Here is a 16965-nt window from a genome sequence, read left to right as displayed (position 1 = left end):
TCTCCATATCCGTGGAAAACACTCCCAGAAACTTATCCCAGATATGCGCTAAGCATCCAGATATGTTTATCCATTTCTTCTCTCAAGCCATTCAGAAGATCCTCTGTCGCTTTGTCCTGTGCCGCTTCTGCTGCTTCCATACCATTAGCCAGTTCAACAGTAATCGTTTTAAAATCGGCTACAACGGACTTCACCATATCTTCAGCTGTCTGCTCGCCTGCGGACTCCTGAATAGCTGACAGTTGCAAATGCTCCTTCAAGGTCGCAGCAGGACGGCCGCCAATAGCCAACAAACGTTCAGCAATCGTATCTAGATTAGCTGTTGCTTCATTGTAAAGCTCCTCGAATTTAGCATGCAGTGTGAAGAATTTAGGTCCTTTTACATACCAGTGGAAATAATGCAGTTTTGTGTACAATACAGACCAAGTAGCCACGTGTCGGTTCAATGCCTTGTGCAGTTCTTGAATTGCCTCTTGTGTAGGTGCGTTCGTATGATTTAATGTACTCATGTGTAAAATCCCCTCTCGTTATGATTCATAGTATAGTTGAGTGATGCTTGATACTCGCTAGCAGTAGTGTCTGATTTTCTTCTAAATCCCATGCGTAAAACTAAAAAATAATTAGCAATTAATTTAGACTTAATCTAAATCCTGTTTTAATTATAACACTATGTTAGTGTTTTTCAAGCACTTTATTAGAGTTTAATCATGAAGATTATGTGAAGTTGCCAATTGATTAATATTCATCAAGTACTCCCAACGCATCATAAATAGGTTACAACAATAAGCCTCTACAAGATGTTAATTTTGTCTGCCTGAATAATGAAAAGAGCCGACCCGCAATGGATCAGCTCTACTTTTATTCTTATATTTCAGAAGGTTCCACGATTAAGGATACAACTTTGCCTGCATTTACATCAATCAAGCCGTGATCGGTAATTTTCAAAGCCGGGCTGACTGGCAAAGAATGAGTACTGAGCGACATGATTGGATTGTAATGGCGATAGCCCAGCGACAGTAAGGCTGAACGCAGTTCCTTCACATGGGCAGCAACCATTTCTAGCGGTCCTTCTGTTAAAATTCCGCCCACCGTTAACGGTAAATGGGACAGCACCTTGCCATTTTCAACTACGCAAAAGCCCCCTTGGCTGGATAAAACCGTATTCGCGGCCAATATCATATCTTGCTTGTTATGCCCCACGACCAACAAGTTATGGTTATCGTGCGAATAGGTGGTTGCCACTGCCCCGCGTTTAATCGTATCTCCCCCGATCAAACCGTAAGCACGGTTGCCGTTCTTGCCATACCGCTCAAACGTAGCAATGAGTCCATGTTCACCATGTTCCCATACCAGTTCACCCTGCTCTACTTGTGCAGGTGCAATCCGTTCGCTTGTAAAAGTAGATCCATCCTTGACCATCATAATACGGCATGGATGTGCGCCATCACCTACATCCAACTTTACAGTAAAGTCCTGCTCCGTAAGCGGATTGAGCTTCACACTTCGATAAAAGTGGGCGGGAAAGCAACTTTTTACCGGTGCCTGATGGTATTCCTCGAATTTATCGAATACCTTGAGTCCGTCCTTATAGACTTGCTCTACATCAAATTGCTCCAGATCCGATAGCAGCACGAAGTCGGCTATTTTCCCTGGCGCAATGGTCCCGCGGTCATGCATACGCATCCGGGCAGCAGGAGTATACGTCGCTGCATAAATCGCATCCTCAGGCTTCATTCCCATCCCGATCGCTTTACTTACGATGTGGTTCAGATGCCCTCGCTCTACGAAAGAGTCCGGCATCACATCATCCGTTACGAAGCAAAAATGTTGTGCCACGTCTTCCTGAATGAGATAGTCCATCACCTCAGGGGTCATGGATTTTTCCTGGATCTCAATAAACATCCCGGCGGCCATTCTGGCCTTCATACCCTCAATGCTTTGGTGGGTATGGTCTGAGCCTATTCCTGCATAGATCAACTGATGCAGATCCAGATCAAGCAACTGCGGCGTATGGCCTTCAATGATCAGCTCTGGGTAGTGCTCACGAACGTGGCGTAAGATGCGGTTCGTCTTGCTCTCCGGATCACGAATGACATCCACATAATTCATAATTTCACCCAGACAGATCATCTCACCCGTTTGCAACAAAGCATCAATTTCGGGGATGTCAATTTCACCCCCTGAGGTTTCCAAAGGCGTCGCTGGAACAGAGCTAGGAATCCCGTAAAACATATCAGCCACGCAATCTTTGCTGGCCTCCATCATTTCCTGAATGCCTTCCAGTCCGAAAACATTCGCCATTTCGTGCGGTTCTGGTACAATCGTCGTGACCCCATTGCGAATGAGTCCATAGGAAAAGGTTGCTGGTGTCACCATTGTGCTTTCGATATGCAGATGGATGTCGATTAGGCCGGGAATCATATATTTCCCGTGCCCCTCCACAATTTCAGCAGCCTCAAAAGACTCCAGACCGCGCTGACCGATATACATAAACTTGCCGTCAAGTATAGCCACATTGCCTTCCTCGAACGTCTTGTAGTAACTGTTATACACCTTAACTTGTAAAATCATTTTGTCTGCACGCATGATGTATCTCCTTCATCGAACCCGCTGATTATTGGACCAGCACCATTTTGTCTGCCGGAAAATGCAGGGTAACCCGTTGACCACTCAAGTAAGGCGTATCCATTTCCTGATTAGCCGTAAAGTTTCCTTTCGCTGTCTCTACCACATACTGATAGCTGCGTCCTAGGTACGTACTTACCTTAATGACACCGGGAAGCTCATTTTCTCCTGTCTCGTTGCCTTCAGTTCGAATGACCAAATCATCCGGGCGAATAGCGCCTTGGCGAGCACCCGGTTGGACTGTACCCTGATTACGCACTACGCTAAACGAAAGGTCGCTTGTATTCAATCGAATACGTTCCCCTTCTTCAGTGCGCTCGTCAAAGCTTAGAAAATTATTAAACCCAATAAAGCGGGCGACAAATTCGGTCGTCGGATATTTAAAAATGGTCGATGGAGCATCTAATTGCTCGATGTTCCCCTTATTCATAATCGCAACCTGGTCAGAAATCGAAAAACATTCCTCCTGATCGTGCGATACATATACGGTAGTGATGCCCAGTTCCTGTTGAATACGGCGGATTTCTACGCGCATATTCACACGCAGGTTAGCATCTAAGTTACTCAGAGGTTCATCAAACAACAGCAGATCGGGTTCAATTACAAGCGCTCGTGCAATCGCCACACGTTGACGCTGCCCGCCTGATAATTCGCCGGGGAAACGTTTTTCAAATCCCCCCAGGCTCACCGTATCCAGCATAGTCATAACGCGTCGTTTTACATCATCTTCTTTTACTTTACGCAAGCGTAAACCAAAGGCTACATTATCAAAAACTGACAAATGCGGGAAAAGCGCATAACTTTGAAATACAAAACCGAAGTTCCGTTTATTCACTGGAACCCGGGTATAATCCTTATCACCAAACAAAAATGTTCCTTGTTTAGCTTCGAGAAATCCTGCAATAAGACGAAGTGTAGTCGTTTTGCCACAACCACTCGGTCCGAGCAACGAGAGCAATTGCCCCCGTTCGAGCTGCAAATCGAAATCCTGCAAGATCAGTTGGTTGTCATAAGCGACCGAAACGCGATCCAGAGTAAGCAGTGCCATAAGGTTGAAGCCTCCATTACCTTTTAGTGAAGTAAGACAATCCCATCAGTCGTTCAATCAAGAACATCAGGATACCCGTTAAAATCATCAGCATAACCGAGATCGCTGCAATCGTCGGGTCAAAGTAATTCTCGACGTAAGTCAGCATTTGAATAGGCAGGGTGCTGAAGCCCGGTCCTGTCATAAAGACGGAAATGTCGACATTGTTGAATGATTCCAGAAAGGCAATCAGGATAGCCGCAATAATACCTGAGCGGATGTTGGGTAGAACCACCTTGAAAAAGGTTTCCAGCCGTCCAGCTCCCAAACTAAGCGCTGCTTCCTCAATCGCAAAATCAAAGTTAGACAAACTGGATGCAATGACTCTAATAATGAACGGCAGCATAATCACCGTATGCCCGATCAAAAGTCCAGCGTATACCGGTAAATGGTACACAATGATCAAATAACGCAGCAGTGTAAAACCAAGCACAATACCTGGTATAAGTAACGGGGAAAGGAACAAGGCATTCAGCGCATCCTTCCCGCGAAAGGAAAACCGACTAAGTGCATAAGCGGCTGGCATACCGATTAACAACGCCAAGATATTGCCCAGCAGAGAGACGACAATCGACGTTTTGAACGTAGACATAAACAAATCCACTTCAAAAATATTTTCATACCAGCGCAAGGAAAAGCCCTGCGGAGGAAATTTTAATACCGTGCCCGGCTCGAAAGAAGTGACCGATATGATCAACAGCGGACCGAGCAGAAAGATGAAGACCAGCAGGCTAAAGAAGCCTAGTCCGTAATGTTTCTCCCGCATATCCACCTACCCCTTCGGATTGAGTTTATGGGCCGCCTTATTTAAGAGACCGACCACGATAAATGTAATAGCAATCATAATTGTTGCGATAACAGAGGCTAAAAACCAGTCGTTAAGCGTCATCGCATTTTGATACAAAAATGTAGCGATAACCCGCTGTTTTCCTCCCAGCAGTGCTGGGGTCGTATAAGCGGTCAGGCTGCCCACGAAAACAAGAATGCTTCCAATGATCAGACCCGGAACAGACAGCGGGAATACAATTTTACAGAATGCGCTGAATCTGGAAGCTCCAAGACTCTGAGCAGCATGGACAAGATCACCGTCGATATTTTCAAGCACACCAATTAGTGAAATAATCATCAGCGGCAAAAACAAATGGACCAGACCAATAATCATCGCTGCCGGGGTGTATAAAATATTCAGCGGCTCATCCACGAGTCCTAAACTCATTAGCACGTTGTTTAATAACCCCTTGCGACCCAAAATGACCATCCAGCTGAATGATCGCACCACCGGACTAGTCAACAAGGGGAAGATAGCCAGCGCCAGCAAAATCCCTTTACGACGCGGGGCCTTTCGTGAAATATAGTAAGCCGTCGGAAAACCGAGCAATACGCATACGAGAGTCGTTACGACACTGACCTCCAGCGTAGTCAGCAATATTTTCAGAAAATAAGGGTCCTTGAAGAAATGGAGATAGCCTTCTAAGGTGAATGAGCTGTTCTGTACGAAGGTCGAACCGATCGTCAACACAATCGGAATGACCATGAACACCGCCAGAAAGAGCAAACCTGGCAGCAGCAGCCAATACAAGTATGTTTTCTTCATGGGTAGCTCCTTGCGGTTATCAAAATGTTATTCCTTGTTCAGCACCTGGATAAACAGTTCCAGAAAAGCTTCGCTGTCCACCTGTTCGCACACAGTCATATTGGGACTATGATTGAGGCGGTTCTGCACATCGCCTACCGTCTGTCCGTCACATATGCGACTGGAGGTTTCCACGTCGACATATAACAGCGTCGTATCAACTATCCTCGAATTCAATGCCACACCTACGGCAAGCGGGTCATGAAGCGCACACGCTTTTACGCCGTTGCGTTCTTCATAACGCTTAGTATACACGGCCGTGCTTTCAGCTACATAATTACGAATCTCTGGACGGGTCAGACGAGCAATATGATCGGCAGTCAGCAGCGCCTTCCGTGTTACATCCAGCCCCACTTGTATCAATCGACCAAATCCTGCGTGAAATACGATCCGTGCGGCTTCAGGATCAGCGTACATGTTATACTCCGCTACAGGTGTGATATTACCGCATCCGTGAATAACGCCGCCCATAAAAATGACCTCATGGACGTGATCCGTCAGATCGGGACACTTCAGCAGCGCCAACGCCAGATTGGTGAGCGGTCCGGTGCAAACCAGCGTTACTTCCCCCGAGTGAGCCATCACAGTCTCAATGATGATATCCGGTGCGAAACCTTCGGATGCAGAGATGGCTGGGACTATTCCACTCAATGCGCCTCCGATGCCGTCTTCTCCATGAACACGGTGCTCGTGCAGACCTTTGCGTATTAATGGAGCCTCTGCCCCCCGATAGACCGGAATATCCGGTCTATCCAGCAGGTTGAGGATTTTGCATGTATTCAGTGTTGCTTGTTTAAGTGAAACATTACCGCATACTGTAGTAATCGCTTGGATATCCAGCTGACCACTTTTGGCCGCAAGTAAAATACCCAACGCATCATCAATGCCTGTATCTACATCTAATATGATCTTTTTCATTATTGTGCAACTTCCCGGTTCCAGCGATCTGTCCATGCCTTGATATGATCGTTAACGAATTTCATATCCAGCTTGGTCAGCTTATTCACTACATCTGCACCGTACGTAATTCCCTCTGTATCCGCACCAGACAGTACCACCTGTGTGTTCACCGGAGAATCAACCTTTGCTTTGGCGGATTTTTCTTGAACTTCCTTGCTCAGCTGCCAGTTGATGAACTCCTCAGCCAGCTCCTTCTGGTCAGACCCTTTTACTACATTAACTGTGTTCATTACTGCGTAGGCACCCTCGTTAGGAGCCACAAATTTCGCCCCTGGCACAGCTGCCTGCAAATCTTTGAAGTACATTTCCATAATCGGACCGCCCGCAATTTCCTGCTGGCTAAACATGTTTACGAACTCAGACGTTTTACTATAAAACTTAACAATATTCGGACTCAGCTCTTTCAGTTTCCCAAAGGCTTGGTCTTCATTAAATTCCTTGCTGCCCGCTACCTTGGAGGCCGCATCCACCATCATCGGCCCAGCCGTTGCCGTAATATTCGGCAGAGTCACGTTTCCTTTGAATTCAGTGCCCCACAGATCAGCCCAGGAATTCACATCTTTTTTCACCAGCTCCGGATTATAGGCAATACCGAGGCGTCCAACTGTATAAGCAGGTCCATATTCCTCACCCAGCGGTGCTTTGGCAATATCATAAATTTGGTTCAAGTTCGGCACTTTACTGCGATCCAACTTCTCGAATAGCCCTTGTTGAATCCCCTGTTGGGCATAATAATCAGACAGATAAATCAGATCGACATCCGTGCTGCCTTGACTGATTTTGTTCAATCGCTCCGCATTATTTCCGATTTCTACAACAATATCAACGTTATGCTCCTTTTCAAAAGGCGCGTACACTTCTTTATTAAAAAAGTCCTCGGAGAAGCCCCATGTGGAAATAACTAGTTTCTTTTTCCCATCAGCTGAGCCATCTTTTCCATCTGCCTGACCACCAGTAGCATTGCTGCCGCAACCTGCCAGTACCACAGATGCCAAGGTCACAGCCATAAATCCTTTAAACCACTTTTTCATATGAAACTCCCCCTGTTTTTTATTCTGCACACCTTATGACACAAAAAAGAAAAGTACTCTTGTAAAACAAGAATACTTTTCTTCGTAAACAAAGAATAAGTTGATCCCGCTGCGCGTTATAACAGGTTCTCCCCTCAGATAGATCCGAAGCGAAAAGCCGAATATCCAATTTTATTAGGATTCTTTCAGTATGATGTTCGTAATGGCCCACTGCGTTGCTGAATCATAATCGCGCAGTAAAGCTTCTATATCGAGCTCCATATCCTCAATCAGCTTCTCGCGAAGTCTCTTCTTGTACAGCATGGACATTCGGAAATCCACTTCCAGCTTCAAGCCGGGGGCTTCCACTTCCAATGCCGCCGAGCGTGGAGAACGCCGGTGCTTCGCTACAAAGGTAACAATGTTGTTCTCAACGGTGGCCCGCAACAGCGTGGTCCCGAAGCCGAACAGTTCCTTTGAAACTTCATTGTAAATCTGGCACATCCGCTTCTTGCTTTCGTTACTGTCGAGCAGCGTCATGAACCCACCCTCATCAGCATATTACGTACAATCAATCTTTCAACACGATAGATTATACATAAATATGCGATAAATAGCAAACTAAAATCCCTGATTCAATAGTATACATCGCGAAAAAGCGAACAATATGTCGAACTTTGTAGCTTTAGAACATTTTTTACACTTACCGACTTCAAAAATCTCGGTTTAGATCCATCCTACCAAAGGGCTGATAACAACGAAAGGAAATAAGTAGCTATTTCCATTGATCAGATGAAACTTACATTAACTGTAGCCCGTACAACAATGCTCCAAAATAACAGCAACTTCAAGCTACAGACTCCAAAGATGCTATTTTCGCATTTCGGGTGATATTTTTTCTTCTACTATATATGTATTTTTTATGTACACACCATTAAACCGTACCCCGCAGAAGTCCCCTAGCGATAGTACGGTTCTTTTAAGTTATGTAGCTGGCACAACAACATAAAGTTAGCTATGATATACGCCTAATCACCATTGTGCTGCTCGTTTGCGCTTTTCTTCCCGCCGATCAGCTTCTTCCATTTTGCGAATATAACGTTTCAACTGCTCTTTATGCTCATCCAACTCGTGTATCCGTAATGTGGTTCCTTGGAGGAACGCCTCCATTTTGCGTGTTAATTCAGCAGCTGATTCACCCCGCCAGTCTTGCAGACGACTATATATAGTTTTCATCTGTTGCTCCTGATGCTGAAGTCTTTGCTTTAGCTGCTCGCACTGCTGTACAGCCCTCCGCAGATCCCCCAGGCTCAAAGATATTCTGCTCATCTCTTTCGCCTCCCGTTGTGTTCTTCCAGCTGCTCTTTCTTATTGATCCACCATCGTAAATTCCTGACCCTTGCGATCGATGTACTCTGCTATCTCTGTAATCGATTCCTGATACCAGCGATTAATTCGATCCAGTGTCGCCGTAGCACTATGCGCAAGCGGGGTCAAAGACTGACTTTCACTTGTTCCGATATGAGCCTGAAATAACTGAATGGACGCACGGGTATCACTAGAAAATCCATGCAAGCTAGAGCGCATCTGATTAGCCGCATGCTTTAGCTCTTCAGGTGTTAATTGAATTGTACCCCCATTTTTGTTGCCTACAAAATAAGCTCCACCATTAGCGCGGCCATTTTGTTGGCCTGCTCCCATCAAATTCACACCTAGGGCATTAGCAGCAAACTGACCGAAGGCACCCAGTTGTCCACCGTAGCGTTCGACCAAATCGCCCATAACTTGCTTGAGCTCTGCCTGCGCAGCCAGCATTTGCTCGTACGCTTGGACCCGCGGATTTCCTTCTACCAATTGTCCATCCATGGTGTACAGCGGATTGCTAATATTGCCATTTTCATCAAATGTGAAATGATCCATGCTATGCGTTGCTTCACCCAATACCGAATTATAGAACTTGGTAATTGCATCTTGCTGCATCATGGGCAACGTAATTGGGACATAAACAATGGGAGTCCATTTGGGTCCCAAAAAAAAGTTGGCCCATTTATTTTCTCTTTCGACTGGTAATGAAACAGGAACAGTGATTTTGGCTGCATTAGCTGTCTTATAATCATTGTCTATAAAGTAGGTTGTACCCACATGTGGTTTTGCATCTTTAACCCCTGAACCGATGGTATCCTTCGGATTGACATAGGCAACATTCGTCTTTTGAAAATCGCCGTTTTCCACCTTCTTTTGAAGATCATCCGGTAATAGATGTACAATGCTTGGTGCATTATAACTGACTGAAGACAGCCCGTTCCGTACCGCCACATACTCTGCCTCTGCTCCTCCCAGAGAATGGCCTGTGGTAGATATTTCAGCAGAGGGGTATTCCTTTTTTACGACATCATATAGATTTTGGGCTTGTGTGAATTGATTATTCTGGTACTTTTCCTCATATTGAAGAAATGCACTTTGTACTTGTGGTGAGAGTTTAGCCACCTCTGCCTTATTATTTTCATAATAATGATGGACTTCTTCCAACGTTTTTGCGCGTCCTCCGACGACATCGCTGATGTCCGTCCCCCAGTCCATCGCCACGCTCCACTTGGGCCGATCTGGAGGTTCTGTCCCCCTATAACCGATGATCACCTGATTGGTTTTTTCGTTATGGAATACCGTCGCATCGAATCCAGAACCGTTTGTGTCATGCAGCATAGCACCTTCAGGTTCAACAATCTTCCAGTCAGGAAGAATTCTGCTCTTAGCATCTTTAGCAGTCAAATCCCGGTCATACACTCTATCTGCAATGGTCCAATATGTTTTGTCGTTAATGTAGGTCAAGTTATTCCCACCTTGTCTATTGTGTAAATATATTATAGAGTTATGAAAAAAGGTGATTACCAGAAAAGGAGAATTGTAACTTGAACAGAAAAATCCAACTGATTCTGGCACTTATTTTAATTATTATGTATTTAGGAGGTTGTTCCAGCTTGTCCGACAAAGAGAAAAAAGAATTAGTAGACGTCGCCACTCCGATCGGCGTGGAATTTATTAAAGAACACTATAATGCTGATTTCATACTAAAAGATTATGTTGTGGACGATCCGGCTATCCACTCAAGAATATATCTGTATGGGTACATTAAAGGTCACGAAGACAGCAAAATTACTATTTATTACAGTTATAAAACCAAAGAAGTAATCGACGTCTCTGGGCCAGATTGGTTTATCGACAGCGAAGTTCCCAAATACAAGACCCCTTCTTCCTGAGAAGGGCTATTATAAATGTTAACGTCTAATTTTTCCCAAATTAAGAAGTAGTATAATTATAGTGCATCCTATTTACGAGTGATATAGTCGAGAGGAAAAATAAGTATAAAGTCATTGAATTCAGTATTTCTGGTCATAGTACATAGCTTGGGCGGAATAGGTCTTTGTAACTGTATGTTAGGTGAAAGTTGCACAGATGAACATAGAAATAAGGCTCCTAAGGAGCCTTGTTTACTCGTTGCCTGACACATTTACCGTTTTTCACTTTGAGCGAGAGGCTGATTTATATAAATAAAAGGATATTCGCCTTTGCTTATTTTACGTTTCCATTCTTGAACCATATCTTCCTGGGTCGGCGTTTTCTCATTCACGATTGCTCCTGTAGTTACTTTAGCCATGCTTTTCCCCCTCCCTTGGTGGTTTTATTTACTGCGTCTTTATCTTTTCTCCAGTCATTTTGATGTTTCCGTCCATTTCGACCAAACTCGTTTTACATTTTAAACCAATGGCATCTTTGGCTGTGACTTGTATGGTGTTACCCGCATTGAGTACTAGGTTTCCATCAGCCTTAACACGGATGTCCTTTTTACTCCGCAATTCGATGCCGTGGTCATCTAGCAGTCGAATCACTACTTCATCGTCGTTCCCCGTGATTAAAATTTCATTTTTCTCAAATATAATGGCTTTGCGGTACTTGGTCATAAAGATCTTCGTGGACGGGTCCTTAATAAAGTCGCCCCCTTTGGATCTCTTGCGGATTGAATGAGTTACGATGGCGTCCTTTTCTTTAGCGGTCGGAAAGTAAATGTCTACAAAGTCAAACAACTCCGGCATACAGTACCATCCTGTATTTCCTTCCGATGTATAAAATGTAGCCGTTGGAAACGCGTAGGTTTCCTTTACGTTCGGCTTGACCTTGTCCATTTCGTAAAAGAAAACCTTCACATGATCCTGCTCGATTCCAATGACCTTGGACTTCAACGAGATGCCACGAATGCTCTCATTTACAATCAAATCCTGCTTCATTCCATCCGCTGTAGTCAGCACATACTCATGCCACAAAGCACTATGACGTATAAACGCCACAGACTGCAGGACGTATAAAGTTTTCCCTTTAAATTTAACCTCAGCCCCAATTTGCAGTAGGACATCTTTGGCTCCTGTCGTTTGCACTTTATAATACAAAAGGTTGTCGTCCTTGCCGGAACCTGGTTTGGTTTTTCTGGTCATGGAGTAGTTATACTGTTTCAGCTCGCCTTGATTCGCACCATCCGGTAATCCAAAATAAAACTGAGGTTTTTCTCCAATCGGATCAGGTATCAGTCCCCAACCGAGTCGAGACGCTATACGCTTCAAAAACGACCAGTCTGTTTCGTCGAATTGCATCGTAAATTCCTGTAAAAGCTGATCTTTTAAGCGGCTCGTACAATTGGATTTGGGATAGGATTTGAGCACATGCTCGAGCAATACTTGCAGCTTCATCTTTACATTTTGAAAAGTTTGTCTATGAAGCACTTCATCCAGATGGCTTGTATAGGATAGAGCTTCGACGACCAAATGGGCTACATTGGACACCAACTTGATTCTAAACTGCGCGACTAATCCTCGAAATAATACAATCTGTTTATGATCATCATTCACATAAGATACAACTAACTTCGCCCCTGCTTCCATATGATCTGTATATTCTTCCATTTGGGCACCCGTTAACACACCTGTCAAAAAGACTTTCACATGCTCATTCATTTTCTGTACAACTTTAACTTTCGGGTTTTTAAGAGATAAAACCGTCCCGTTATACTTGATGATTGGATATCCCATGTTACCGCTCCCTTTTATCGGTTAATTTACGTTTATCCGTTGTTTGCTTACATATTGAACGACATCTTGAATGGTTTGATTATGTCCCTGATCGTTAAGAGTCTCATCTAATGCAGGGATCGTGGTAAAGGTTTTATTTGTTTTCTGAAAATAAATATCCGCTATAGGGAATTCATCAACTCTACCAGGCCCATGAATCCCGTTGTCAACATCGGCAATGATGATAACATCCTTCAATCCATCCTTATTCACATCCTTGAAGGCCACTGCTTCTACTCCTCCGTAACGTGCAACCCACTCACGGTTCCCGTAGAAATTGGGGAATGGATATAGAATATGTCCTTGGTCATCCAGTAGGAAGAAAAAGAATTTACGAAAACCTTCTGGATACCCATATGTGGATACAAAACGTACTTTTCCAAAGCCTTCGAGAGTAGTTTGAAAAGACTGCGACTCTTCAATTTCATATTGGTCGGTATCCAATTTTTCACCGCCAACTGTGGAAACAGACTGATCCTCAACAGAACTTAGCTCACTCCATAGTTCTTTATTCTGCCTGATATTCTCTGGAATTTGTGCAAAATGAATTTCATACTCCGCATGGTCCCCTACTACATGAGCCATAGGTACACTCATCCCCAACGAATCATTTGTGAGATAACTAAACGATTCCATTTCTACTTCCGCAAGCGAACCTTTGGTTACATCTGCGTTTGCTAACAATTGCACCAAATCATCTTTTGTGAAATCACCGATTAATCCTTGTTGCTCCGGCTGAACAGCTGTAATCTTCCCGCTTTTTATAAGCTCAACAAAAGGTTTCTCGACTTTTACCAAATCCCTCAATCCTATCCTTGAAGCCTGCTTCATATCCAGGTTCGTCGTATAAAACATATGAGTAGGATAGGCTGCGTCCTTCACATAACGAATACCCTTATATTGAACGCTCAAGAATCGTTCACTTTGTCGTTTGATCTCATAATCAATTTCGACATGAACTCCAGAATTGGAATCCGCATAGTTTTGTAACCCTTCTAAAGCATCAGTCTTAAGAATTTGGTTTAAAGATTTTTGCTTTGCAATATCCTTGAGTTTTGTAATTTGAGGGTATTTAATCACGATCCCATTTTTTGAATACTTCTCTCGAGTGAGCTCATAGCTTTGCGGTTCACCATGAGTATTCGAGGCGATGCTATATTCGGAATCAATACGGACTTCTCCACTTTTGGAGAACTCAATGATAAGGTTTTGTTCAGAATCATCACTGTTTATTAAGAAACCATCGCCGTGGTCTAAAACCTCGATACTCATGCTATCATGTTGTCGATTCTCGATAATAATAGGCTCATTCGTATCCTTGTTCAGTTCCCACGCATCCGGGAGCTTTATCTTACCTACATCTATACTTTTCTGCGTCCACTTTTGTCCAGACAACTCCCACAAATCAATAAATACGGGGTCTGGATGATATATGGAAACATGTCCCCCTAAACACAACTGTATTCCTTGGTCTGAATCTCGAACCACAAAGTCTGTAGTCAATTCTGGCCCGCCATCCTCAATGATCTGGGCGTGTACAAGTTGCTTCGAACTCCACCACTGAATAAATGTGTATTTATCTCCGATCGTACCTGTCAGCGTTTTAGGTGCTCTATAATTCATAACCCTAACGTTTAGCTGCCCACTTTTTAACTGAAACGATTTTGTTAAGATAGTGAGATTGTTATCGAATTTTTCTACTAATTCTCCATCCTTCATCTCTACACTTTCTGGCTCGTTTAACAACAAATTAAGTTCCTGTGTGAACTCCTCAAGCTTGTTTTGTCTGATATCAGAATCCTTATTCTCATCGTTGACTATACGAAGTTTTTGAACTAACACATCCAACATTTTTGAATAAGAAATCGTTTTAACGTCATTTTGGAGAGAAAGTGTATGATTTGTTTCTGTTGCTGGAGAATCCTGTCCCTTCATGCATCCATTCAGCACTACACAGGAAATGAGTAATAACAGCACGTAACAAATTCGCACATACTTCAAGTAACTCATGCTGGAGATCACGCTTTCTACAATTTATCGTTCATCTCTATATTCATAATCTTCCACATGCCTGACTGCTTTTCTAACGTAAATACAAGTCCTTGGTTTGATTCCTCTTCTTCTGAGCTACTCTTTACCAAAAACACCCGCTGATTAGCCTCATAAGCAATCTCTTTTACATTCAAGTCTAATCCTGTATAGTCCATAGCGGAAAAATCTATGATACTTTCAAAATTATTTTTTGGACTTGCTGACAAAGCAATAAATTCCGCCATTTCAGGCAAGTGTATAAAGAAGCGATTCCTAAGATAATGATCCTCCAAATAATTTTGAATAATGTCTTTGGGATCCGTGGGATATACAAATTTTTTATTCTTATTTTCATATAGTACTTTTGTTTTTTCGGGTCCGGTACTGTCGAATTTTTGATAAGTTATTATTGTATGTTTCTGAGTATCCTGAAAACGGTAGTAACTCACATCCTCAAAAACACCATCTTTATTAATGTCCTCTAGCTTCCTGCTCCCTTGCCCTGTTGCTTCTGGATAATTGTAATTCAGGTTGCTAATTCGGTTATGGTCTACAGTAAATATAGAGAATCCTTCGGCCTCATCCACTTCGCTAGTGGAATATACAACTATAAATTTTTGTTCTGTTTGATCCAGCTTCATAATTTTCATGTCTGTATTAAGATGTGCAACCATAACTGGGTCCTCTAATTTACCAATGATGTGATAGCCATCATCCTCCCGGACTACAAATATGTTGTCAATCCCCCCTTTTTCTAATCCAAAAGCAAGCACATATTCCGGCTTTCCATCACGGTCCAAATCTTCTTTTAATACTTTTTGAAGCTGCTCATTTGGGGGTTGAATTTTTTTTATAAACTGATCTAAGGTGTTAGAATCTTGCACATTAGTTTTCCTAGTATCCTCCACAGTAACTTTACTAGTACCTTCCGTTATCTCAGGACTAACAACAGTTGATGTAGATGGTTTAGGAGCGATATTTTTTACCTCAGCCTCTTTATTCACACCACAACCACTAAGAATTAAAACAACTAAAACGAGTGCAAATAACTTATCACTAATCACACTTTCCCTTCTTTCAAAATGCCTATTTTATACTAGCTTGATTACCTTGATGAAGCCTGTGTAGGTTCAGGACAAGCCGTTGCAGGCATATTCTTATATACGGGTATTCTAAAAGTAAGAGGTGCATCTACGGTTTTAAGACCCTTGGAAAAGCGATCCGATTTTACATAAGCATCCATAATATTCGTGGCATACTGCTTACTAACAGTTCCGTTACTCCTAAAGGAATTTACATTCCACTTTAAGCTATAAAGCGTATCTTGCCCTGTTTTAATATAATTCCTATAAATCCATTTACCTCCGCCAATTATTGCACTATCGACAGAATTCCAATTCTCTGACTTAGCTTTTTTTGCACCATTTTTGAGCGCACTCCCATCGTTTGCGCCAATGCCATACATATTGTACCATCCGATATATCCCGGAACCTGTCCCTTACCTAAAGTTGAAGTTCCGCCTCCTGATTCAACCATAGCTTTTGCTGCTAAAAATACTGCACTCGCTTCATTGCCACCTGCCTTTAAGAATACATCCCCTTTATTAGCCAAGCTCTTGCTTAGCACTTTATTAACAGCTTCTTTATTTTGGGTGTTCTTATCATACTTTCCCGACAAAAATTGAAATACACGAGACTCAGTCAAAAAATTACGCGGGTCTAAAAAATATGAAACTGCCTTAGGAGAAGCAGCGTTATATCCTCTATCATATTTGAACTTAGGGTCTCTCCAAGACGGTGAATATCCATATTTGTCTACTTCCGTACACACCAGTCCATTTTTCATTTCTGCCTTGAGAAAACTATTAAAATCTACATTTGTTTCTTCTGCTATAAAGCGCCAAGAAGGATGCTGCTTGTGTAATTTTAATAGAGCTGGCCTGTATGATTCCGGAAATTTAGCAAGCTCAGCTTCAAAGCTATCATTTCCTGATTTATCAGGAGGTGCTTGTTCAGTTTTAGAACCATCCTTTGATTTATTGGTAACTGGTTCTTTTGGTGGCTCTTTAATACTAGTATCAATCAGCCCCAACTTCTCTCGAATGGCTCGTCCCGCCTTCTCAGCAGCTAACTTTTCCCTGATATTCCCGCTTGCCTCTGCAGTCATCCAGCGGATTGTTTCTTTTTTCATTTCCTCTTGAGCCCACTTGGGGAATGTGGCCATTTCACGTAATTTGCTTCGCAGCCCCTCTGCTAGCTTTTGCGCTTTACGCATGCCTACCTCATCACCGTTGGCTTGAGCGATGTACCAGTCCTCTTTGTATTTACGCAGCCAGGACTGGGCCCATTCGGGGTAATTCAGTTTCTGTTTCTTCTGTTCTGCCACCAGATCAAAAGCCTGTGCTTTTCTGCGTGCATTAGCGGTTGTTAAAGCTTTCAACATAGGGGTTGCACCAAACGTTGGCTCTTTCCATTTCATAGGCTATCTCCCTTTTGTAAGAA

General features: G+C 43.2%; 16 protein-coding genes. 1 reads left to right on the top strand and 15 read right to left on the bottom strand.

Annotated features, from left to right (window positions below):
- Window positions 1–32: 32 nt before the first annotated feature.
- The 10 genes from G7035_RS10025 to G7035_RS09980 all read right to left on the bottom strand — a co-directional run bounded on the left by G7035_RS10025 (window position 33) and on the right by G7035_RS09980 (window position 10144).
- Window positions 33–509, bottom strand: a complete 477-nt coding sequence (locus tag G7035_RS10025; RefSeq protein ID WP_017428614.1) for a Dps family protein — start codon at window positions 507–509, stop codon at window positions 33–35.
- Between the two features lie 355 nt (window positions 510–864).
- Window positions 865–2586, bottom strand: coding sequence for an adenine deaminase C-terminal domain-containing protein (locus G7035_RS10020; protein WP_019688891.1), 1722 nt, complete (start codon window positions 2584–2586; stop codon window positions 865–867).
- 28 nt (window positions 2587–2614) lie between these two features.
- Window positions 2615–3673, bottom strand: a complete 1059-nt coding sequence (locus G7035_RS10015; protein WP_016822760.1) for an ABC transporter ATP-binding protein — start codon at window positions 3671–3673, stop codon at window positions 2615–2617.
- Window positions 3674–3689: 16 nt separating this feature from the next.
- On the bottom strand, window positions 3690–4478 hold the full coding sequence (locus tag G7035_RS10010; protein ID WP_013312456.1) for an ABC transporter permease: 789 nt from the start codon (window positions 4476–4478) through the stop codon (window positions 3690–3692).
- A gap of 6 nt (window positions 4479–4484) precedes the next feature.
- Window positions 4485–5306: an ABC transporter permease gene (locus tag G7035_RS10005; RefSeq protein WP_019688892.1), complete on the bottom strand. Its 822-nt coding sequence runs from the start codon at window positions 5304–5306 to the stop codon at window positions 4485–4487.
- A 27-nt stretch (window positions 5307–5333) separates the two neighbouring features.
- Complete coding sequence (locus tag G7035_RS10000; protein ID WP_019688893.1) at window positions 5334–6263, bottom strand: nucleoside hydrolase; 930 nt, start codon at window positions 6261–6263, stop codon at window positions 5334–5336.
- Window positions 6263–7336 (bottom strand): ABC transporter substrate-binding protein, encoded by a 1074-nt coding sequence (locus G7035_RS09995; protein ID WP_016822757.1) that lies wholly within the window; start codon window positions 7334–7336, stop codon window positions 6263–6265. Before G7035_RS09995 ends, G7035_RS10000 begins: the two co-directional genes overlap by 1 nt.
- Before the next feature lie 174 nt (window positions 7337–7510).
- Window positions 7511–7855, bottom strand: coding sequence for a hypothetical protein (locus G7035_RS09990; protein WP_013373571.1), 345 nt, complete (start codon window positions 7853–7855; stop codon window positions 7511–7513).
- 492 nt (window positions 7856–8347) lie between these two features.
- Window positions 8348–8644 carry a WXG100 family type VII secretion target gene (locus tag G7035_RS09985; RefSeq protein WP_017428620.1) on the bottom strand — a complete coding sequence of 99 codons (297 nt, stop codon included), beginning with the start codon at window positions 8642–8644 and terminating at the stop codon, window positions 8348–8350.
- 39 nt (window positions 8645–8683) lie between these two features.
- A complete protein-coding gene (locus G7035_RS09980) occupies window positions 8684–10144 on the bottom strand; it encodes a lipase family protein (protein WP_019688894.1) in 1461 nt (486 codons plus the stop codon).
- A gap of 80 nt (window positions 10145–10224) precedes the next feature.
- On the opposite strand from G7035_RS09980, the gene G7035_RS09975 reads away from it, so the two are divergent.
- The gene (locus G7035_RS09975; RefSeq protein WP_016822754.1) at window positions 10225–10572 is read left to right on the top strand and encodes a hypothetical protein; all 348 of its coding nucleotides are present in this window, start codon (window positions 10225–10227) and stop codon (window positions 10570–10572) included.
- Window positions 10573–10823: 251 nt separating this feature from the next.
- On the opposite strand, the gene G7035_RS09970 is transcribed toward G7035_RS09975, so the two are convergent.
- Genes G7035_RS09970 through G7035_RS09950 form a run of 5 tightly spaced genes read right to left on the bottom strand, consistent with a single transcriptional unit; the run spans window position 10824 to window position 16942 of the window.
- Window positions 10824–10970: a hypothetical protein gene (locus G7035_RS09970; RefSeq protein ID WP_016822753.1), complete on the bottom strand. Its 147-nt coding sequence runs from the start codon at window positions 10968–10970 to the stop codon at window positions 10824–10826.
- Window positions 10971–10998: 28 nt separating this feature from the next.
- Window positions 10999–12393, bottom strand: a complete 1395-nt coding sequence (locus G7035_RS09965) for a hypothetical protein (RefSeq protein WP_019688895.1) — start codon at window positions 12391–12393, stop codon at window positions 10999–11001.
- A gap of 21 nt (window positions 12394–12414) precedes the next feature.
- Entirely contained in the window at window positions 12415–14442 is a 2028-nt protein-coding gene (locus G7035_RS09960) for a polysaccharide deacetylase family protein (RefSeq protein WP_019688896.1), read from the bottom strand.
- Between the two features lie 17 nt (window positions 14443–14459).
- Window positions 14460–15527 (bottom strand): hypothetical protein, encoded by a 1068-nt coding sequence (locus G7035_RS09955; protein WP_019688897.1) that lies wholly within the window; start codon window positions 15525–15527, stop codon window positions 14460–14462.
- A gap of 41 nt (window positions 15528–15568) precedes the next feature.
- A complete protein-coding gene (locus tag G7035_RS09950; protein ID WP_019688898.1) occupies window positions 15569–16942 on the bottom strand; it encodes an N-acetylglucosaminidase in 1374 nt (457 codons plus the stop codon).
- Window positions 16943–16965 lie beyond the last annotated feature (23 nt).

This window comes from Paenibacillus polymyxa, from assembly GCF_015710975.1.
Lineage (GTDB): Bacteria > Bacillota > Bacilli > Paenibacillales > Paenibacillaceae > Paenibacillus > Paenibacillus polymyxa.
Note: the sequence above shows the minus strand (reverse complement) of the source record. Positions and strands in the feature narration are given on the sequence as shown.

What these genes read in the sequence shown, in the direction of transcription:
- G7035_RS09950 (WP_019688898.1), bottom strand. Translation starts at nt 16,942, where the DNA reads ATGAAATGGAAAGAGCCAACGTTTGGTGCAACCCCTATGTTGAAAGCT.
- G7035_RS10010 (WP_013312456.1), bottom strand. Translation starts at nt 4,478, where the DNA reads ATGCGGGAGAAACATTACGGACTAGGCTTCTTTAGCCTGCTGGTCTTC.
- G7035_RS10020 (WP_019688891.1), bottom strand. Translation starts at nt 2,586, where the DNA reads ATGCGTGCAGACAAAATGATTTTACAAGTTAAGGTGTATAACAGTTAC.
- G7035_RS09960 (WP_019688896.1), bottom strand. Translation starts at nt 14,442, where the DNA reads ATGAGTTACTTGAAGTATGTGCGAATTTGTTACGTGCTGTTATTACTC.
- G7035_RS09990 (WP_013373571.1), bottom strand. Translation starts at nt 7,855, where the DNA reads ATGACGCTGCTCGACAGTAACGAAAGCAAGAAGCGGATGTGCCAGATT.
- G7035_RS09965 (WP_019688895.1), bottom strand. Translation starts at nt 12,393, where the DNA reads ATGGGATATCCAATCATCAAGTATAACGGGACGGTTTTATCTCTTAAA.
- G7035_RS10025 (WP_017428614.1), bottom strand. Translation starts at nt 509, where the DNA reads ATGAGTACATTAAATCATACGAACGCACCTACACAAGAGGCAATTCAA.
- G7035_RS09970 (WP_016822753.1), bottom strand. Translation starts at nt 10,970, where the DNA reads ATGGCTAAAGTAACTACAGGAGCAATCGTGAATGAGAAAACGCCGACC.
- G7035_RS10015 (WP_016822760.1), bottom strand. Translation starts at nt 3,673, where the DNA reads ATGGCACTGCTTACTCTGGATCGCGTTTCGGTCGCTTATGACAACCAA.
- G7035_RS10005 (WP_019688892.1), bottom strand. Translation starts at nt 5,306, where the DNA reads ATGAAGAAAACATACTTGTATTGGCTGCTGCTGCCAGGTTTGCTCTTT.
- G7035_RS09995 (WP_016822757.1), bottom strand. Translation starts at nt 7,336, where the DNA reads ATGAAAAAGTGGTTTAAAGGATTTATGGCTGTGACCTTGGCATCTGTG.
- G7035_RS10000 (WP_019688893.1), bottom strand. Translation starts at nt 6,263, where the DNA reads ATGAAAAAGATCATATTAGATGTAGATACAGGCATTGATGATGCGTTG.
- G7035_RS09985 (WP_017428620.1), bottom strand. Translation starts at nt 8,644, where the DNA reads ATGAGCAGAATATCTTTGAGCCTGGGGGATCTGCGGAGGGCTGTACAG.